This window comes from Nonomuraea sp. NPDC050404, assembly GCF_040655495.1.
GTDB lineage: Bacteria > Actinomycetota > Actinomycetes > Streptosporangiales > Streptosporangiaceae > Nonomuraea.
Genome location: NZ_JBFAKB010000048.1, coordinates 44,053 through 62,962, shown reverse-complemented (window position 1 = coordinate 62,962; position 18,910 = coordinate 44,053). Strand labels below are relative to the sequence as shown.

Annotated in this window: 15 protein-coding genes; 6 read left to right on the top strand and 9 right to left on the bottom strand. The window is 71.1% G+C overall.

Annotated features, from left to right (window positions below; genetic code table 11):
* Positions 1-231: 231 nt before the first annotated feature.
* The 3 genes from AB0I81_RS60675 to AB0I81_RS60665 form a co-directional block, all read right to left on the bottom strand.
* On the bottom strand, positions 232-1,473 hold the full coding sequence (locus AB0I81_RS60675; protein ID WP_360678965.1) for an MFS transporter: 1,242 nt from the start codon (positions 1,471-1,473) through the stop codon (positions 232-234).
* 23 nt (positions 1,474-1,496) lie between these two features.
* A complete protein-coding gene (locus AB0I81_RS60670; RefSeq protein WP_360678963.1) occupies positions 1,497-1,949 on the bottom strand; it encodes a MarR family transcriptional regulator in 453 nt (150 codons plus the stop codon).
* 173 nt (positions 1,950-2,122) lie between these two features.
* Positions 2,123-3,562 (bottom strand): NCS2 family permease, encoded by a 1,440-nt coding sequence (locus AB0I81_RS60665; RefSeq protein WP_360678960.1) that lies wholly within the window; start codon positions 3,560-3,562, stop codon positions 2,123-2,125.
* Positions 3,563-3,645: 83 nt separating this feature from the next.
* Between AB0I81_RS60665 and AB0I81_RS60660 the strand changes: the two genes are divergently transcribed.
* Both AB0I81_RS60660 and AB0I81_RS60655 read left to right on the top strand, forming a co-directional pair.
* On the top strand, positions 3,646-3,855 hold the full coding sequence (locus tag AB0I81_RS60660) for a DUF2530 domain-containing protein (RefSeq protein ID WP_360678958.1): 210 nt from the start codon (positions 3,646-3,648) through the stop codon (positions 3,853-3,855).
* A gap of 177 nt (positions 3,856-4,032) precedes the next feature.
* Complete coding sequence (locus AB0I81_RS60655; protein WP_360678955.1) at positions 4,033-5,511, top strand: alpha/beta hydrolase; 1,479 nt, start codon at positions 4,033-4,035, stop codon at positions 5,509-5,511.
* 55 nt (positions 5,512-5,566) lie between these two features.
* Here the strand turns inward: AB0I81_RS60655 and AB0I81_RS60650 are convergent, their stop codons facing one another.
* Positions 5,567-8,602 (bottom strand): hypothetical protein, encoded by a 3,036-nt coding sequence (locus AB0I81_RS60650; RefSeq protein WP_360678952.1) that lies wholly within the window; start codon positions 8,600-8,602, stop codon positions 5,567-5,569.
* A gap of 178 nt (positions 8,603-8,780) precedes the next feature.
* The gene (locus tag AB0I81_RS60645; RefSeq protein ID WP_360678949.1) at positions 8,781-9,581 is read right to left on the bottom strand and encodes a DUF3027 domain-containing protein; all 801 of its coding nucleotides are present in this window, start codon (positions 9,579-9,581) and stop codon (positions 8,781-8,783) included.
* A gap of 125 nt (positions 9,582-9,706) precedes the next feature.
* Between AB0I81_RS60645 and AB0I81_RS60640 the strand changes: the two genes are divergently transcribed.
* Entirely contained in the window at positions 9,707-11,422 is a 1,716-nt protein-coding gene (locus AB0I81_RS60640; RefSeq protein WP_360678946.1) for an MFS transporter, read from the top strand.
* Between the two features lie 136 nt (positions 11,423-11,558).
* Here AB0I81_RS60640 and AB0I81_RS60635 read toward each other — a convergent pair whose 3' ends face one another.
* Both AB0I81_RS60635 and AB0I81_RS60630 read right to left on the bottom strand, forming a co-directional pair.
* Positions 11,559-11,957, bottom strand: coding sequence for a cold-shock protein (locus AB0I81_RS60635; RefSeq protein WP_360678944.1), 399 nt, complete (start codon positions 11,955-11,957; stop codon positions 11,559-11,561).
* Between the two features lie 92 nt (positions 11,958-12,049).
* The gene (locus AB0I81_RS60630; protein ID WP_360678989.1) at positions 12,050-12,667 is read right to left on the bottom strand and encodes an HAD family hydrolase; all 618 of its coding nucleotides are present in this window, start codon (positions 12,665-12,667) and stop codon (positions 12,050-12,052) included.
* A 103-nt stretch (positions 12,668-12,770) separates the two neighbouring features.
* On the opposite strand from AB0I81_RS60630, the gene AB0I81_RS60625 reads away from it, so the two are divergent.
* The gene (locus tag AB0I81_RS60625) at positions 12,771-13,166 is read left to right on the top strand and encodes a hypothetical protein (protein ID WP_360678941.1); all 396 of its coding nucleotides are present in this window, start codon (positions 12,771-12,773) and stop codon (positions 13,164-13,166) included.
* Between the two features lie 34 nt (positions 13,167-13,200).
* Positions 13,201-13,818, top strand: coding sequence for a helix-turn-helix domain-containing protein (locus tag AB0I81_RS60620; protein ID WP_360678938.1), 618 nt, complete (start codon positions 13,201-13,203; stop codon positions 13,816-13,818).
* 95 nt (positions 13,819-13,913) lie between these two features.
* Here AB0I81_RS60620 and AB0I81_RS60615 read toward each other — a convergent pair whose 3' ends face one another.
* The gene (locus tag AB0I81_RS60615) at positions 13,914-14,921 is read right to left on the bottom strand and encodes a hypothetical protein (protein WP_360678936.1); all 1,008 of its coding nucleotides are present in this window, start codon (positions 14,919-14,921) and stop codon (positions 13,914-13,916) included.
* A 45-nt stretch (positions 14,922-14,966) separates the two neighbouring features.
* Here AB0I81_RS60615 and AB0I81_RS60610 point away from each other — a divergent pair, with 45 nt between their 5' ends.
* Positions 14,967-17,366, top strand: a complete 2,400-nt coding sequence (locus AB0I81_RS60610; protein WP_360678933.1) for a helicase C-terminal domain-containing protein — start codon at positions 14,967-14,969, stop codon at positions 17,364-17,366.
* Between the two features lie 91 nt (positions 17,367-17,457).
* On the opposite strand, the gene AB0I81_RS60605 is transcribed toward AB0I81_RS60610, so the two are convergent.
* Positions 17,458-18,813 carry a hypothetical protein gene (locus tag AB0I81_RS60605; protein ID WP_360678930.1) on the bottom strand — a complete coding sequence of 452 codons (1,356 nt, stop codon included), beginning with the start codon at positions 18,811-18,813 and terminating at the stop codon, positions 17,458-17,460.
* Between the last annotated feature and the right edge of the window lie 97 nt (positions 18,814-18,910).

Genomic DNA, 18,910 nt, shown 5'->3' with positions numbered 1-18,910 from the left:
CGAGCCGCCCCCGCTCCACACCATCCGTACGAGACTCACGAGCCGCCCCCGCTCCACACCATCCGTACGAGACTCACGAGCCGCCCCCGCTCCACACCATCCGTACGAGACTCACGAGCCGCCCCCGCTCCACACATCCCCTCGCCAAGCCGCACACACAAGTGCGGGCGCCCGCTGAGGAATCAGCGGGCGCCCGCGGCTCAAGAGATCGCGACGCTTACGGCAGATGACTCATGCCACCGCGAGCGCCGGCTTCCGTACCCGAGAGCTGATCAGTCGCGTCAGGAGCACGGCCAGCCCGGTTCCCGCCAGCACCAGCACGCCGGACAGGACCACCCCCATGCGGGGTCCGCCCAGCTCCGAAAGCCACCCGATCAGCGGCGCCCCCAGCGGCGCCCCGCCGGTGAAGACCAGCATGTAGATGCCCATGACCCGGCCACGCATCTCGGGAGAGGTGGCGAGTTGCACGCTGGCGTTGGCGGCCGTGTTGATGGTGATCAGCGCGATCCCGGTCGGAACCAGCACCGCCAGGTAGACGGGATAGATCGGCGCCACCCCGGTGGCGATCTGGAACAGGCCGAACCCGATCGCCCCGGCGAACAGCACCTTGCGCGACAGCCGCGCCCGCCGCGCCGCCAGCAGCGCCCCGCCGAGCGCCCCGACCGCGAACATGCTGGAGGCCAGCCCGAACGACGACGCCCCCGCCTCGAACGTCTCACGCGCCATAAGTGCGATCGACATCGAGAACGACTGCGAGAAGATCGACACGAAGGCGATCAGCAACACCGGCATGAGGAGTTCCTCGTGCCGCAGCACGTACCGGAGCCCTTCGCGGAGCTGGCCCTTGGCCCTGGGGACGGGCGGCGCGGGGTTCAGCTCGGCCTTGCGCATGAAGATGAGGCTGGCGATCACGCCGCTGAAGGTCAGCGCGTTGATCAGGAAGATCGGCCCGGTCCCGCCCAGTACGAAGATCAGCACACCGGCGAGCGCCGGGCCGACCACGCGGGCCAGGTTGAAGATGGAGCTGTTCAGCGCGATCGCGTTGGGCAGGTCACCACGTCCGACCATCTCGACCACGAACGCCTGCCGCGACGGCACCTCCACGCAGGAGATCATGCCGAGCAGGAACGCCATCACGTACACGTGCCAGACCTGGGCGGAGCCCGTCATCGTCAGGATGCCGATGGTCAGCGCCAGCCCGGCCATGAGGATCTGGGCGGTGATCAGGATGGGACGCTTGGGGTAGCGGTCGGCGAGCACCCCGCCGAACATCCCGAACAACAACATCGGGAGGAACTGCAGCGCCGTCGCCGTGCCGAGCGCCGTCGCGCTGCCGTGGGCGTTGCCTGGACCGGCGGTCAGGTCGAGGACCAGCCAGTCCTGAGCGGTACGCTGCAGCCAGGTGCCGATGTTGGACACCATGCCCCCGGCCGCGAACATGCGGTAATTGGGAACTCGGAGAGACCGGAACATTCCGGTCCTGGGTTCTTCAGGCTCTATATCTTGCTGAGCTTCTCCAGGATCGGCGCCGCCTGTCTGAGGATCGTCCTCTCCTCGGGCGACAGCTCCTTCAACCGCTGTGTCAGCCACGCCTCCTTGCGGCGGCGCTCCTCCTTCAGCAGCTTCTCGGCGTCCTCGGTCACCGAGACGGTCACCTGTCGCCGGTCGGTCGGATGTGGGGTGCGGGCGACCAGGCCGCGTTCCTCGAGGGCGGCGATCACGCGCGTCATCGAGGGCGGTTGCACCTTCTCTAGATCGGCCAATTCGCCGGGGGTTATCCCGGAATGCCGTTCCACCGCGGCGAGCGTCGCGAACTGCGTGGCCGTCAGTTGGTGCGCTGCCGCCTGTCGTCGTAGGCGTCGGTTCAGCCTTGCGAGCGAAACGCGCAGGGCTGAAGCGAGACCTGCGTCGCTGCGCAGGTTCGTCTTGGGCTGGGTTTTGGTTAGCATGAGTCATTACCTTTGCTAACTATACTACATGGCAAGATATTTCCCTACATATCGGTGTTTCACCCCTTGATACCCCGAAGCCGCCCCGCCTGCGCACAGCAGGTCGAAGCGGCCCGGGCCCATGTCACACCGTAGGCCCGTGCACGCCACGGGCCCCGCCCACCCCGTGGGGCTCAGATCCCGAGCACCGCCCTGATCGGCCCGATCGCGAAGTAGAGCGCGAACAGCGCCGCCACGCCCCACAGCAGCGGGTGGATCTCCCGCGACTTGCCGCTGACCACCTTGATCAGCACGTAGCTGAGGAAGCCGGCGCCGATGCCGTTGGAGATCGAGTACGTGAACGGCATGATCACGATGGTCAGGAACGCCGGGATGGCGATCTCGAAGTCGTTCCAGGAGATGTCGCGGATCGCGGTCATCATCATGAAGCCCACCAGGACCAGCGCGGGCGCGGCGGCCTCGTACGGCACGATCGTGACCAGCGGCGCGAAGAAGATCGCCACCAGGAACAACAACCCCGTGACCACACTGGCCAGCCCGGTACGAGCACCCTCACCGACGCCCGCGGCCGACTCGATGTAGGTGGTGTTGGAGGAGACCGAGCCCGCCCCGCCGGCCGCCGCGCCGATCGAGTCCACGAGCAGGATCTCCTTGGTACGCGGCAGCGTCCCGTCCTCGCGCACCAGGCCCGCCTGGCGGCCGACGCCCACGACGGTGCCCATGGTGTCGAAGAAGTCCGTGATGAGCAGGGTGAACACGAACAACGCGGCCAGCAGCACGTCAACTCGTACGAACCCGCCGAACGGGTCGAACTCGGTGAAGAGCACGAGCGGGTTGTGGAAGCCGAAGATCTCCTGCGGCATGACGGGGGTGTTGAGCTGCCAGCCGTCCGGGTTCTCCGGCGAGAAGGCGCCCGCCTTGGCGATCATCTCGACGACGACCGCCAGAACCGTGGTGCCGACGATGCCGATGAGGATGGCGCCCTTGACCTTGCGGGCCACCATCGTGGCCGTGGCCAGCAGGCCGACGATGAACACGAGGATCGGCCAGGAGGTCAGGTTGCCGCCGATGCCCAGTTCCAGGGGCGTGCTCGGGGCCTTGCGCACGAATCCGGCGTCCACGAACCCGATCAGCGCGATGAACAGGCCGATGCCCACGCTGATCGCGGTCTTGAGCTCGGCGGGGATGGCGTGGAAGACCGCCGTGCGCAGCCCGGTGAGCACCAGGATGGCGATGATCACACCTTCGAGGAAGACCAGGCCCATGGCCTCCTCCCAGGTCATCACCGTGGCGATGTTGAAGGTGACGAAGGCGTTCAGGCCCAGCCCGGCCGCCATCGCCAGGGGCACCCTGCCGACCACCCCCATGACGATCGTCAGCACCCCTGCCACGAACGCCGTGCCCGCCGCGACGAGCGGCACGTTGGCGGCCAGGCCGTCGCCGATGAACTGGCCCTCCACGTCCTTGCCGTTGGCGATGATCAACGGGTTCAGCACGACGATGTAGGCCATCGTGAAGAACGTGGCGATGCCGCCGCGTACCTCACGGGAGATCGTCGAACCCCGTGCGGAGATGTCGAAGAAACGATCTATACCGTTACGTGTGTCATTCACGACGCGAACAGTGACAGCAGTGGTGAGCTGCGAAAAGAGCCAGTGATGAGATCGAGACCCGATTGGAAGCTAGGCTGGACAACGTGAAGCAGCAGTGGCACCCCAACCCGGAGCCGATCAAGACCAACGACACCGCCGCCATCTCCGTCGGCATCGCCGCGTGGGCCGTCGCGCTGGTCGTCCTGCTGATCGTCCGCCCCGCCCCCGAGCACACGTGGATGATCTGGACCTGTCTGACCGGCGTGGGCTTCGGCTTTATCGGCATCTGGCTGGTCCGGCGGCCCCGCAAGTGACCCGGCCCCGTCCGGCGGCCCTACGCGGGTGACCCCCGCACGACTGACCTCGTGGCCGGCAGCCGGGGCTTGGGCGTAGATCTGACATTCGTCATCTTCTGGCGTTGCCCGAAGTCATCCGGGAGTGGTGTTTCAGCCCACTACCTCGGCATATGCCCGCTGAATCATGCTTGTCCCATGAAGAAGCCCCTCGCGACCCTCCTAGTGGGAGCCGTGGTCCTTACCGCCTGCGGTACCGGCCAGACCCCAGCGCCCGCCGGCGACAACCAGGCGGGCACGGGCACGGGCACGGGCACGGTGGCCTGGAGCAAGTGCACCGACCTCGTCGGCCCCGACGGCAAGGTCATGACACCCGGTCCCGGCGTCGAGTGCGGCAGGATCCCGGTCCCCCTCGACCATGCCGAGCCCGACGGCGAGAAGATCGACCTCGCGCTCATCCGCGTCAAGGCCACCGGCGACCGGCTCGGCTCGCTCGTGTTCAACTTCGGCGGCCCCGGCGCGTCAGGCGTGGACACGATGGCCCAGGCCGCCTCCGCGTTCGCCAAGCTCGGCAGCCGTTACGACCTGGTCAGCTTCGACCCGCGCGGCGTCGAGCGCAGCTCCGGCGTCAGGTGCGGCGGACAGCTGGACAAGATCTTCGCCGCCGGTCAGGGCGCCGACCAGGAGGCGCTGGCCAAGGAGTTCGTCGCGGCCTGCGAGCAGGACTCCGGCAAGATCCTGCCGCACGTCGGCACGGTGAACGCCGCCAAGGACCTCGACCTCCTGCGCGCCGCGCTCGGTGACCGGCAGCTCAACTACTTCGGCCTCTCCTACGGCACCCACCTCGGCTCCGTCTACGCCACCCACTTCCCGAAGAACGTCGGCCGCTTCGTGCTGGACGGCGCCTTCGACCCGAAGGTGACGTTCGAGGAGCGGGCGGTCATCCAGGCGACGGGCTTCGACCACGCGCTGCGCGCCTTCGCCGAGGACTGCGTGGCGCAGAGCTGCGAACTCGGGGCCGACGCCGCCGCCGTCGAGAAGACGGTCGAGGACTTCGTGGAGGGCCTCAAGACCAAGCCGATCAAGGTCGGCGAGCGCGAGCTCACGTACGGGCTGGGCCAGTACGCCGTCATCACCCCGCTGTACGCCAAGCAGAGCTGGCAACTGCTGGAGCAGGCGACGGCCGCCGCGCTCAACGGCAACGCGACCATTCTGCTGACCCTGGCCGACGCCTACCTCGGACGCCGGCCGGACGGGACCTACACCACGGCGATGTCGAGCCTGATGGCCATCAACTGCGCGGACAACGCCGAACGGCCGACCGCCGCCGACGCCGCGAGGCTCAACGAGCGGGTGGAGAAGATCTTCCCGATCCTGTCCTTCGACGGGGTCATCGGGTCGTGCGCGGGCTGGCCGGTGAAGGGGGACGACGCGGCCAAGCGCATCGACGCCACCGGCTCGGCGCCCATCGTGGTCATCGGCGGCAAGGGCGACCCGGCCACGCCGTACCAGTGGTCCACGACGCTGACCGAGCAGCTCAGGACGGGCGTCCTGGTCACCTACGAAGGCGAGGGCCACGGCGCCTATCTCACCGGTGACGCGTGCGTCATGAGGACGGTGGACGCGTACGTGCTGGAGGGCAAGGTGCCGGCGAAGGGCACCACCTGCGCCGTCTGATCGCTTGGGGAGGCGGCCGGGGCTCCTCCCCAAGCACCAGGACGTCCCGCAGGTCTCAGGACAAATCGGCCTCGGCCAGCAGCAGCGGCACCGAACCGGGATCGCGCAGCAGCGCCGCCACCGCGAGCCGGTCGTTCCACTGCCCGGTGGCCCAGGCGAGCCCTCTGGCCAGCCCATCGACCCCGGTGCAGTGCACCGCTCCCTCGAAGAAGCGCCAGGCGCACTCCATGTCGTCCACCAGCAGCTTCTCGTGCTCCACGTACGTCTCGGGCGTGGTGGGCAGCAGGGAGCGGACCTCGGCGGGCACCTGTCTGGTGACCCCGTCGGAGGTGACCGCCCCCGAGGTGAGCTCCCCGGCGAGCGGCAGGTCGAGCAGCTCGGACAACGACTCCGCCAGATCGTACGAGGCCAGCACCAACGGCCGATCCGTGACCAGCTGCAGCAGGTCGGGCGCCTCCACCACCACGGCGTCCTCCGCCGCGGCGACCACGATGGACCCGCCGAGCACGGCCCGCACCCGCGACGGCGGCGCGACCCGCGAGGGATCGACGGCGGCCAGCGCGATCCACAGGGCACGCAGCTGGGCCCGGTCCAGCTCGATGGCGGAGTCGGCCATCAGGTCCAGCAACTCCTCCGGCCCTCCGTGGGAGGCCAGCAGCTCGGCCAGCGTCGTACGGACCCCGAGCATCGACAGCGCGGCCTCGTCGAGCCCGGCGGGAGCGTCGGCGTAGAGCCCCTGCAACAGCGGGTCGGCTCCGGGCAGCCGCAGCTCCAGCGGCTTGCGCCCGCCCAGCACCGGATGGTTGGCCAGCCACCACGCCGTGTAGGAGGGCACCTCCACGCCCTCGACGCGCAGCGGATGGAGCGCGGCCCGCAGCGGCGGCGTGGTCAGCAGCCTCAGCGCGGCCGGCCAGTCGGCCACCAGCTCCAGGTCGCGCACCGCCAGGAACTCCGGCACCAGCGGCGGCACGTCCAGCTCGGGCAGCAGGTCGAGCACGTGGTCGAGCCAGTCGGCCTCGCCGTCGAGATCGTGGTCGCACTCGTCGGGGTCGAGCAGCACGTCGGGCTCGTGCACCACCGCGAACCCGTCGAGCACCCCGGCAGCGGCCAGCACGCGGGGCCCGTAGGTCTCCTGCAGCTCGGACGCGGCCAGCCCGAGGTGCGTGTCGGATTCCAGCACGCCCGCCAGCGCCCCGCCGGCCAGCATGAGCTCACCGGCCGGGTAGAGCTCGCCGTCGGTGCCGCGCAGCGCCAGCTCGGCCAGCCACGGCGCCTCGCCCGGCGCCAGCCCGGACGCCTCCACCAGGGAGAGCACGGCCCGCGCCACCGGCTCGGGGTCGTCGCTGTCGAGCGACCGTGCGACGGCCTCCCTGGTCAGCGGGTCCTCCAGCACGGTCCTGGGCGTGGCCTCGGCGGAGCCAAGGCGCAGCAGCGTGGGATGCGCCGCCTCCGGGTGCACGATGCGCAGCCCGAGCGGCGTCAGGTCCAGCTCGGCGCCCCCGTCGGTCAGGATGAGCGTGCCGCGCGGCCCGCGTACCAGGCGGCCGTCGGCCAGCGGCACCGGCAGGGCGCCCAGCGACTCGGGGTCGTCAACGGGCAGCACCTCATACAGCGCACGCCACCACGAAGGCTCGCGCGCCTCCGCCGCCTCCCCCGACAGCAGGTCGACGATGTCGGACAGCTCCACCCTGCGCACCCCGAGCGAGACCATCGCGGGGTGCCTGGCCGGCCAGCCTGCGGGCAGCAGCCCCGGCACGAAGCCGGAGACGGTGGTGAGCAGTTCGGCGGAGGCCGAGGCCACGACGGCCGCCTCGCGCCCCTTCACCACCCAGCCGTCGCCCTCGGGCTCGGGCGCGGGCTGCTCGACCTGCCACGCGGCGTCGGGCTCGTAGACCCGCTCGTCGGCGAACGACGGCGTGCGCACGACCGGCGCGGGCGCCGAAAGGGCGGGCAGCAGCGGCGTGTCCGGCAGGCGGTCGAGCACGGCCCTGCGCACGCGCGCGTCCAGCTCGCCCTTGCCCATGAGGGAGGGCACGAGGTCGAGCAGCTTGGAGGTGCGGGGCAACTCGCGCAGCAGCCGCACGTACGCCTCGGCGACCCGCTCCACCAGGAAGTCGGCCAGCGGCCCCTTGGCCACGTGACGCCGGTCGGTGGCCATCGGGAACGACGCGATCAGCAGCGCGGGCAGGTCGATGGGCTCGTCGCTGGGCGTCGGCGCGTGCACCACGGACGGGACGCTCGCGGGCAGCGGGCCGGGCTCGCCGGTGCCGGTGACGGGCACCGCCCAGCGCAGCGACCAGTAGGGGCGGGCGCGCTCCTCGGTGGGCCGGTCGGCGAACAGCGTGCCGACCTGCTCCGGGGTGAACTCGCCCGACTCCGACACCACGTGCCAGCCGTCGGCGACGACCGTGCGCACGGAGCCGTCGAGGTCGATCTCGATGCTCTCCAGCACGGGCAGGCCGAGCAGCAGCGCGGGGCCGGTCTCGGCCAGCATGCGGCGCACCGCCTCGACACTGGCCTGGTCGCGCAGCGGCAGCCGGACCAGCGTGTCGAACCCGTCGGGGATGTCGATCAGGGGCGGCTCGTCGAAGGGCAGGCGCAGCAGCGGTACGTGGCCGCCGCGCTCGGCCAGCTCGCCGGCCAGCGCGGGGGTCTCAGCGACGAGGGCCGCGGTCTCCGTACGGGACCAGCGGACCGCCCCGGCCCCGCGCGAGCCGATCGAGGGTGCGTCGCAGACCGACACCACCGCCGCGAACCCGACGCCGAACCTGCCCGCCGCGCCCGCCTCGTCGCGCTTGCCCGAGGCACGCAGCGTGGACAGGCTCTCCACGCCGGTCGCGTCGAGCGGGGCGCCGGTGTTGGCGGCCGTCAGCACGTCGCCGCGCAGCGACAGCCGCAGCACCCCTGGCACGCCCGCCCGCAGCGCCGCGTCGGCGGCGTTCTGGGCCAGCTCGACGATCAGCCGATCGCGGTAGCCGCCGAGCGCGAAGTCCTCTTCCGCGTTGGCGTCTTCGCGGAACCGGGCGGGTGAGGCCGTCCACGCGGCGAGGACGGCGGCTCGCATCCGGTCGGTGCCGTAGGTGTCGCTCATCGATCACGATCCTGATTGAGGGTAGGGGGCCACCGTAGGGTAGCGGCCTTCACCGACAGATCGGGGCCGGCCGGTGCCGACACTCACGACTCACGAGCGCCCTTCACCGGCCGGACCGGTGAAGGCACACACGCCCAGGAGTGGCCTTCACCCGGAGAACCGGTGGAGGCACACACGCTCAGGAGTGGCCGAGCTCCTCCGACGCCGATTCGTCGACCGAGCCGGCCTCCTCCTCCGACAGGTCGTAGTCCATGTCGTCGAGGATCGGGATGGCCTGCTCCGGGGACGGCGGCAGCACGGCGGCCTCGGAATGGGCGCCGCAGCCGTGGTCCGCGGCCACGACCTTGCCGTCGTCGGGCGCGTACTCGTTAGCGCAGACCCCGAAGGTCTGCCGCAAGCCACCCGCCAGTAGCCAGTAAAAGCCGCAGGTGGAACATTGCGCGGGAGCGGCGTGTGCGATCGGTGTATGCGGCCCGTGCTCGCCCGAGTGCCACCGTCTGGCAGCCCGGTCCTTGCCAATGGCCGAGAGCACACGGACCCGGCCCAGGCCGTACTCGAAAACCGCCTGATGTTCGGCCTCGTCGTCGGTCTCGGTGAAGCCCGGCGTGAGCCTGTCGTCATCGTCCGCGGTCGGCAGTAGATCGCCCACACCCAGGTCGCCGGGGCGAAGGCGTTCGCTCCACGGCAGCCACTCGGGCGCCAGCAACGCCCCGGTGCCGGGCAGCAGAACGGCCTCGCTGACCGTGACCTTCTTCGCGCGCGAGGCGCGCGTGACGGTGACCGCCCAGCGCCAGCCGCGATAGGCCCGGTCAAGACAGGCAAAATAGTGGGTGACGATCCGGTCGCCCTCGCTCTCGTAGCCGAGATGCTCGCCGGGCTCGCCCGGCCGCGCGAGGTCCTCGGCCGCGGCACGCGCCAGATCGACCGCGGCGACACAGGCCTCGTCGGGAGCGGAGACGCGGGCCCTGGTACGGCTCATCGGGCCGCCTCCGCCGAAAGGTGCTGTTCGCTCACACTTCATTCTCACCCATGACGGGACCTGCGGGACCCACAACCGTGGATCCGCCGCTGAGATGTAGCACGAATCAGGTAAGACTGGTAGGCGTGGAGGGAGGCTGGGAGCGCGCACGCGAGATCTCGCGGCGGATGGCGCACGGCGCCGCCGACGCGGGACGCGCCACCATGCGTGCCGGCAAAGCCACCGCGAGCGGCACCGCGCGGGCGGGCAAGGCCACCGCCACGGGTGCGCGGAAGGTCGGCAAGGCCACCAGGCGGCTGACGTACGCGGGCGGCGCGGGCCGTACCGGGCTCGGCCGGCTGATCGAGTTGTCCGCGGGCAACAGCGCCTGCGACGCGTTCGTCACGGTGGCGCTGGCCAGCACGGTCTTCTTCGGCGTACCTGTCGGCGAGGCGCGCGGCTCGGTCGCGCTCTACCTGGTCATCACGATGTTGCCGTTCGCGCTGCTGGCGCCGTTCGTGGGGCCGATACTCGACCGGTTCAGGTCGGGCCGCCGCTACGTGATGGCGGGCACGTTGTTCGGGCGCGGCCTGCTGTGCTTCGCGATGGCCGCGGCCGTGGGGGCCGGCGACCTGCCGACGTTGTTCATCGGGGCGCTGGGCGTGCTGGTGTTGTCGAAGGCGTACAACGTGTCGCGGGCGGCGATCATGCCGAGCGTGTTGCCCGCCGACATCACGCTGGTGTCGGCGAACGCGCGGGTGGCGCTGTTCACGCTGGTCTCGGCCGGCGTGGCGGTGCCGGTCGGCGCGGGCCTGACCGCGTGGCTGGGCAGCGCGGTGATCCTGCGCGTGGCGATGGTGGGCTTCCTGCTGCTCGGCGTCGTCGCGGTACGCCTGCCGCGGCACGTCGACTCCCCCGACACCGAGGAGGAGGGCGCGGCCCCGCGCTGGCGCACCCTGCTCAAGGTGGGCCCCGCGGTGGCCGAGGCGGTCTGGGCGAACGTGGCCATCCGCGTCTTCTCCGGGTTCCTGCTGTTCTTCCTGCTGTTCCTGGTGCAGGACAAGGCGGTGCCGTGGCTGGCGGCCTCGGAGCCGTGGGCCCAGGACCCGTTCTTCGACATCCCCAAGACGATCGCCCTGCTGGCGGGCGCGGCCGGGCTGGGCGGCCTGGCGGGCGCGGTGGTGGCCAACTGGACCCGCAACAGCGCGCCGGGGCTCATCGTGCTCCTCACCCTGGCCGTGACCGCGGCGACCACCATCACCGCCGCGATCATCTTCGGCGTGTGGACGGCGCTGGCCATCTCCCTGGTCGCGGCCTTCGCGCAGGAGCTGGGCAAGCTGGCGCTGGACGCGATCGTGCAGCGGGAGATCGGCGAGGAGGTGCGCTCGTCCACGTTCGGCGTGGTCGAGGCGGTGTTGCAGCTCGCGTGGGTGTTCGGCGGGCTGGTGGGGCTGGTGTTGTCACTCGCCGAGAGCAGCGTGGCGGGGCTGGTCACGCTGGCGGTCGCCCTGACCGCCGCACTCGGCTGGCTGCTGGTCACCAGGCGGAAGCGGGTACGCGCGATGAAGGCCGAACTACGCCGCCGCCGCGCCGAGGCGGCCGCCGACGAACAGACCGACGAGTATGCGGGCAAGGGCCAGGCAGCCGACGAGCCCGCGGGCGGGGCCGACGACGCGGGTCAGGCCGGCCCCGGCGGGGGCCATACCGGCCATGCCGACCACACGGGCCCTCCTGACCATGCCGACCGCGTCGACCGCGCCGGCCGTCCCGATCACGCCGACCATGCCGACCGCGCTGGCCGTCCCGATCACGCCGACCGGCGCGTGCCGGACACCAAGCCCCTCACCAACCCCCACGGCTGAGGTGCCGTTTGGCCACGGACACGGCCCACAGGGCGTCGTGGCGGCGGCCCGCCGGTGACGGGCTCAGGCAGCGTCTCCCTGGAGGGCCCTCAGCCACGTGCGGTGGGTGGGTGACGTTGGCTGTGCCGTAACGGATTCAAACGGCATCAAGATCGTCAGCAACAGCTCTGAGCACCTGGGCGATCTTCTTGGAATGCGGGCCGTCCGGGTGCTTGCCGCGCTGGTACGAGGTCGAGACCCCGTCGAGCAGCTTGATCAGGTCCTCGACGATGACCACCATCTCATCCGGCGTCTTCCGTTTGCCCTTCGGCTTGGTCTTGGCCAGCGTCGGCGGCTGCTCCAGGAGCCTGACGGAGAGCGCCTGCTGACCCCGCCGGCCCTCGGCCACACCGAACTCGACCTTCTGGCCGGGCTTGAGCGGGCCTGCGCCTGAGGGCAGCGCGGAGGAATGCACGAAGACCTCACCGCCGTCGTCGCGGGTGAGGAAGCCGAAACCCTTGTCGGCGTCGTACCACTTGACCTTGCCACTCGGCACAGGAGGACCTCGTTCAAACAGTCGAAAAGAAGGATGGATGGAAGTAGGTTATGCCCCGGGAAGCGCCAAGGCGACCGGGTAAATGCCGGTATTTACTGACGTTCATCGCGCTCACGCCAACCGGCGAACCAGGCGGTGAATTCGGTCAGGTCGCCCAGTGCCACATCTGCTCCGTGATCACGCAGCTCTCCCACCGTGTAAGGGCCGGTCGCAACTGTCACGCTCACGGCGCCGCCTGCACGTGCCGCCTCGATGTCGGCGACATGGTCACCAACATAAGCCGCCGCGCCGAAGCGCGCGAGTGCCGATCCCTTGTCAGGTCCGAAAAGCGATCCGACGACCTCGTCCACGTCCAACCCCAGCACCTCGACCGTGCCTCTCGCGTCGCGGACGTTCTTTCCCGTGACCACGATGATCCGTCCGCCGACCCGGCGTATGGCGTCGATCGCCTCGTACGCGCCGGCCATGGCCGTGTGTACCGGAACCCCCATTTGCGGATATATCTCCCGATAGAGGGTGGCGGCCGCGGCGACCTCCTCCGGGGGCAGCCAGTTGGCCAGCTCAGTCTCCAGCGGCGGCCCCAGTCGCCGCACGATCGCCGCACTGTCAAAAGGCACGCCCAAACGCACGGCCAGCTCGTCGTAAACGGCCGCGATCCCGGCCCGCGTGTCCGCCAAAGTCATGTCAAGGTCGAATCCCACCGCAGTCATCACATGTGCAGGATGCCAAACGCTCCCCTACCCGGCGTAACGGCCCTTGTTCTGCGAGCATGGGAATGGGAAGAAAGGAATTACTTATCGGAGAGGAGCGGTCGTGACCGACGCCCACGAACCGCCACAGGCCGGAGACCGGCTCGTCGCCTCCTCGGCCCCGCCCCGCCCGCACCGGCCGGCCCGTCCCGGCGGCCCCGTCGTGACGACGTGGCAGCGCGTCGTGGGATCCCTGTCCTACCTGGTGAGACTGGCCACCCGGGTCGCGGCGCTGGCCCTCGTGCTGTACGCGGTCTTCACGGCGCTGCGGGCCAACCCGGCCAACGTCTGGTACCAGTTCGTCGAGACGCTCGCCTCGTGGCTCTCGCTGGGCCTGGCCAACCTCTTCCAGTTCGCCGACCCCCGCCTGACGGCGCTGGTCAACTACGGGCTCGCCGCCGTCGTGTGGCTGATCATCGGGTCCGCGGTGGCGAGCCTGATCCGGCGCGCCGCTCCATAACGACTACGCTCCTTGCGGAGGTATCAGCATAGATATGAGCAGATCGACCCGTGAGCGGATCATCGATGAGTCCCTGCGGCTGTTCGCCGAGCGGGGCTACTCCGCCACGTCCGTCGCCGAGATCGAGGCCGCCTCAGGGCTGTCTCCCGGCGCCGGAGGGCTCTACAGGCATTTCAAGTCCAAGTACGAGGTGCTGGCGGCGGCCATCAACGAGCACGCCAGCCGTACCAGGAGCCAGGTGGCCGGCAGCCTGGCCGAGTTGAGCGCCATGGAGTCCTCTGTGGACCTGGAGGAGCGCCTGTCGCTGGTGTGCCGGGCGGGGCTGGCGAAGGTGCGCGAGGAGTCCGAGCTGACCCGGGTCTTCTTCAGGGACCTGAGCCAGTTCCCCGAACTGGTGGAGGTCGTCCGCGAGGGACTGCTGCAGCCCATGTTCGACGCCATCGTGATCTGGTTCCAGGCCCAGCCGGAGTACCGCGACGTCAAGATCGACTGGTCGGGCATCGCGACCGTGCTCGGCGGCTCCGTGGTGCATTACAGGCTGTTCCAGGAGACCGTGGGCGAACTGCCCGGACACGCGGAGAAGGACCAGTTCGTCTCCGCCTGGGTACGCCTGGCGGTCGGTCTGCTGCCCAGCCCCGCACCGGTCAGCTGAGGCCGAGCAGCCGTCGAGCAGCCGTCGGGCCGGTCGGTTGAGGGGCCCTAACCGGCGGACCGGTCGGTTGAGGCGCGCCGGCCTTGGCGGACCGGTCAGTCGCGATCGAGCAGGCGGTAGGCCAGCCACACGACGCCCACGCCCGTACCGATCATGAACATCGTGCCGCTGACGTCGAAGAACTGCTGGACGAACGCCTGGAACCCCGCCTCGATCCCCACCCGCAGGCCGCCGATCAGCACCCCGCCCACCGAGTAGCCCAGCAGCGGCGCGCCGACGCCGACGACCTTGTCGCGGATGTTCCAGGTGTCGCTGAACAGCACCATCGTCGCGCCCACCGCCCACACCACCAGCGGCACCTCGAAGATCGCCAGCGGCGGCAGGTCGAACGGCACCAGCAGGGCCGCCACCACGAGGATCACCATGGCCGAGACGTCACGCGGATGTTCCTTGACGACGGTCCTGGCGTCCCTGCCGCCGGTGGCCATCGGATTGGCGCTGGACATGGCCGCCCTGCGCAGCCCCGCGAACGGCAGCCCGAGCCCCTGCGGCTGCCGGTCGAGCCGCTCCTGGGCGAGCCTGCGGTACCTCCGCACGCCGGGCGGCTCATCGCCGTCGTCCCTTACGGCGGGAAACCGCCGTGTGTCACCCACTCCGCGATCCTGCGACAGCCCTGCCGCCCCAGAAGCGGCCCTCCTGGAAGCCGCCGCCCCAGAAGCCCTCCCAGAAGCCGCCGCCTCAGACGCCGCCGCTCCAGAAGCGCTCCCAGGAGCCGCCGTTCCCGAAGCTGCCCCGGACCTCGCCGTCCCGGATGCTTTTGCCCCGGAAGTCGCCGATCCGGACGCGGTCCCCTGGGTAGCAGGATCGCGGTTCGCCTCCGCCAGCCTGCGGGCCTCGCGCTCGACCAGGACGGCCGGATCGCCGAAGCGCGCCAGCACCTTGGCCACCTCGCGGGCGTTCTGGCTGCCGCCCCGCTCGACCTCGATCCTGGCCCGCAGCCGCTTGGCGAAGTCGAGCCGCTGGTCGGACCGGAGCACGCCGTGCGCGGCGTCGGCCGCCTTGGAGACGTAGTTCAGCACGAGTTGGTCGGCGCGCTCTATCACGTCTAGCAATGCTGCCTCAATCAGGTGGGACATACCATGGCATCGATGGAGTTCACGGAGTGGATCAGGGGGCGCACCGACGAACAACTGCGGGCGCTCGTCTCTGCGCGTCCCGAGTTGATCACTCCGGTGCCCGCGCATCTGGAGGGCCTCGCCTCGCGGGCCGCCAGTCCTTCGGCGATCGGCAGGGTGCTGGACCGGCTCGACCGGTTCACGCTGGCCGTCGTGGAGACGCTGGCGGTGCGGGACGGGCCGGTCTCGAAGGACACGCTGCGCGCCCTCGTCGGCGCGGCCCTGACACAGTCAACCCCCGCGAGCGCACCGGGCAACGGACGGGGCGGCAACGGGCGGAACGGCGGATCGGGCAAGAAGACGGCCGCCGAGCCCGCGCTGTCGGCGGCGCTCGGCAGGCTGCGTGACCTGGCGCTGGTCTACGGCCCCGACGACGCGCTCGAACTGGGCCCCGGCGTGTGCAAGGTGCTCGACGACCCCGCCGGCCTGGGCCCGAAGGCCATGGACGCCTTCCGCCACCACGCGCCGGAACAGCTGGAGGAGATGGCCGACGACGTCGCCCCCGGCACCACGGGATCGGGCAAGGAGCGGCTGGCGGCGGCGCTGGCCGAGCCGGGCGCGCTCGTGGAGTCCGTGTCGCCCGAGGCCAGGGGCGCGCTAGACCAGCTCGTCTGGGGCCCGCCCACCGGCCGGGTGCCCAACGCCAGGCGCGAGGTGAGCGTGGCCTCCGCGCGTTCCCCCATCGAGGAGTTGCTCGCGCGCGGCCTGCTGGCGGCCATCGGCGAGGAGAGCGTGACGCTGCCCCGCGAGGTGGGCCTGTACCTGCGCGGCGGCCGGGTGCACCGCGACCTGCTGGCCGTGCCGCCGCCGCTGGAAGGGGCCGCGCGGGATTCGGCGCTGGCCGACCGTACGGCGGCGGGTCAGGCGTTCTCGTTCGTCAGGTCGGTGGAGGAGCTGTGTGAGCGGTGGAGCGTCGATCCGCCCGGCGTGCTGCGTACCGGCGGGCTGGGCGTGCGTGACCTGAAGCGGGTGGCGGGCGAGCTGGACGTGCCCGAGTGGGTGGCGGCGCTGGTGGTGGAGGTCGCGCACGCGGCCGGGCTGATCGCGTCCGGCGGCGGCGTGGACGGTGAGTGGCTGCCCACCTCCGGCTACGACCTGTGGCGGGTCAGGTCCACCGCCGACCGCTGGACGACGCTGGCGGGCACGTGGCTGCAGATGGACCGGGTGCCGGGCCTGGTCGGCGACCGGGACGAACGCGACAGACCGCTCAACGCCCTGCACACCGATCTGCGGCGCTCCGCCGCGCCGGGGGTCAGGGCGGCCACGCTGGGCGTGCTGGCCGGGGCTCCCGGCCTGGCGCCGGGCCGCGACTGCGTGCTCGAACGGCTGACGTGGGAGCAACCACGCCGCCGTGGCCCGCTACGCGAGCAGCTCACCGACTTCACCCTGCGGGAGGCCGAGCAGGTCGGCGTGACGGGGCTGGGCGCGCTGTCCGGGCACGGGCGGGCGCTGATCGAGGGCGGCGAGCCGGCCGAGGTGCTGGCGCCGCTGCTGCCCGAGCCCGTGGACCACGTGCTGCTCCAGGCCGACCTCACCGCCGTCGCCCCCGGGCCGCTGACCAGCGAGCTCAACCGCTGGATGACGCTCACCGCCGACGTCGAGTCGAAGGGCGGCGCCACGGTCTACCGGTTCAGCGAGACCTCGATCAGGCGCGCGCTGGACGCGGGGCACGGCGGCGAGGAGTTGGTCTCGATGCTGGGCCGCCACTCGGCCACGCCGGTGCCGCAGGCGCTGTCGTACCTGGTGACCGACGTGGCCAGGCGGCACGGGCGCATCCGGGTGGGCACGGCCAGTGCCTACGTCCGCTGTGACGATCCCGCGCTGCTCGACCAGATCACCGCCGACCGCCGCGCCGCCGCGCTGCGGCTGCGCAGGCTCGCGCCGACCGTCCTCGCCTCCCGCTCCTCCAGGGCGGCGCTGGTCGACTCGCTACGGGCCATGGGGTACGCGCCCGTCGCCGAGTCGCTGGACGGCGACGTGATCATCTCCCAGCTGGAGAGCCGCCGCACCGAGGGCCTGGCGCCGGCCCGCGCCGTGACCTCCTCCAACGGCCTCGACCCCGAGGTGGCGGCGGCGGCCGTGCGCGCGCTGCGGGCCGGCGACGCCGCACACCTGGCCCGCCGCGAACCCGTGGACGCCCCCGGCGGGCAGGTGCCGCGCGGGCCCGCGACGGCCACGATCTCCGCCCTGCAGGACGCGATCAAGCAGGGGGTGCGGGTGTGGATCGGCTACCTCGACTCGCAGGGCAACGCGACCTCACGCATCCTGGAGCCGGCCAGGATGGAGGGCGGCTACCTGACGGCGTACGACGAGACCAGGGCCGCCGTCCACCGCTTCGCCCTGCACCGCATCACCGGCGTGGCAGGTCTCTGAGCAGAAGCCCCGCCTCTGAACAGGCTCCAAAGCGGAAGCCCCGGACCTCTGAACAGGCTCCGAGCGGAAGCCCCGGACCTCTGAGGGGAAGTCACCTGCCCCTGCTCAGCAGTGCGAGCGACTGCCCCGCGACCGGCGCCGCGGGTCCGCCCGCGCTCTCCAGCCGCCGCAACCACTTGACGCAGTCGTCCGGATAGCGCACGGACAACCCGCCGCCCAGCGCCGCGGCGGCCGCGGTGGCGCTGACGTGGCGCGGGTCCGCCGCCCAGGTCAGCGCGATCCTGAGCGCCTCGGGGGCCAGGGCGTCGTCGGCGCACATGTACGACAACGTGTTGGCCGCCGCCACCCGCTCCGCCGCGCTCCCTCGCGCCCAGACCTCAAGGAACTCCAGCTCGGCCTCCTTCATCGAGTGCCCGGCCAGCAGCGCCACACCACGCGCGGCACGTACCTGAATGGCGGGCCCCTGCCCCGGCAGCGACCTGACCCATTCGCGCAGGGGCTGCCACAACCAGAAGCCGTACCGGCGCACCAGCTCACCCAGCACCTGCGTGTGCTGGTGCGGCGCGCGGAACCCGACGAGCCCCTCCGTGGCGGAGATCAGCGGGCCGGTGAAGCGGCGGCCGTTCGGCTCGTTGCAGAGCCGTTCGAGCCTGGCGCGCTGCTCCTCGAAGGCGGGCCCGGTGAGGTGGTGCGTGAAGGCCAGCGCCGCCACGGCCAGCACCTCGCGCATGGGCGGCTTGGTGTCGAACCAGGCCGCCACCTCCTCGCCGCCCTGCTCGCCGTCCCGCGTCAGGCGGGTGGCCAGGCGTACGACCTCGGCGGGCGTCGGCAGGCTCAGCGCCAGGTCCCTGGCCTGACCCAACTCTCCCGCGCACACCCCGGCGCGCCGGTCGTAGGTGCTCAGGCACAGGTCGAACAGCTCTCCCGGCTCGGGCGCGGCCCACACGTGCTCCACCTCGACCGCGTGCGAAGGGCCGCCGTTCCTGGTGATCACCAGGTACGAGCCCAGCTCGGCGAGCTTGCGGGCCAGGTTGACCAGCTCGGTCCGATCGGTGCTGGCCGCGATCCAGTCGTGCAGCAGGTAGGCGCGGCCCGGCTCGTACTCGATCGCGGACAGGAGTTCGTGCGCGTCGGCGGCCGGGGACAACACGGTGATCGTGCCCTCGGCCAGCGACATCCGCGACAGCAGGGCGGTGCCGCCCAGTCGCCGGCCCGTGTCGTGCTCGCCCACCAGGACGAGCAGGTGGCGGGTGGTCAGCCGGCGCACCGCCTCGGGGAAGCAGGGCGGCTCCAGGTACGAGCGCAGGAGCCCGTCGGCCTCCCGTCTGGTCAGGTCTCTCACTGCGGGACCGGCCACGGTCCGCAGATGCTCGGTCACTGCTATGAGGCTCCCGGTGAGCGTTATGTTGTCGAGGTCGATCTCGCCCGCTTCAGGCGTTTCGGTCACGAAGTCACCTCGGGTTTGACTGGAAAGTTATCTACAGAAAGTATCCCCGGCCAACAAGATTCTTCTTTTCTGCCGAGCTGGTTGCGCTGCGTGACCA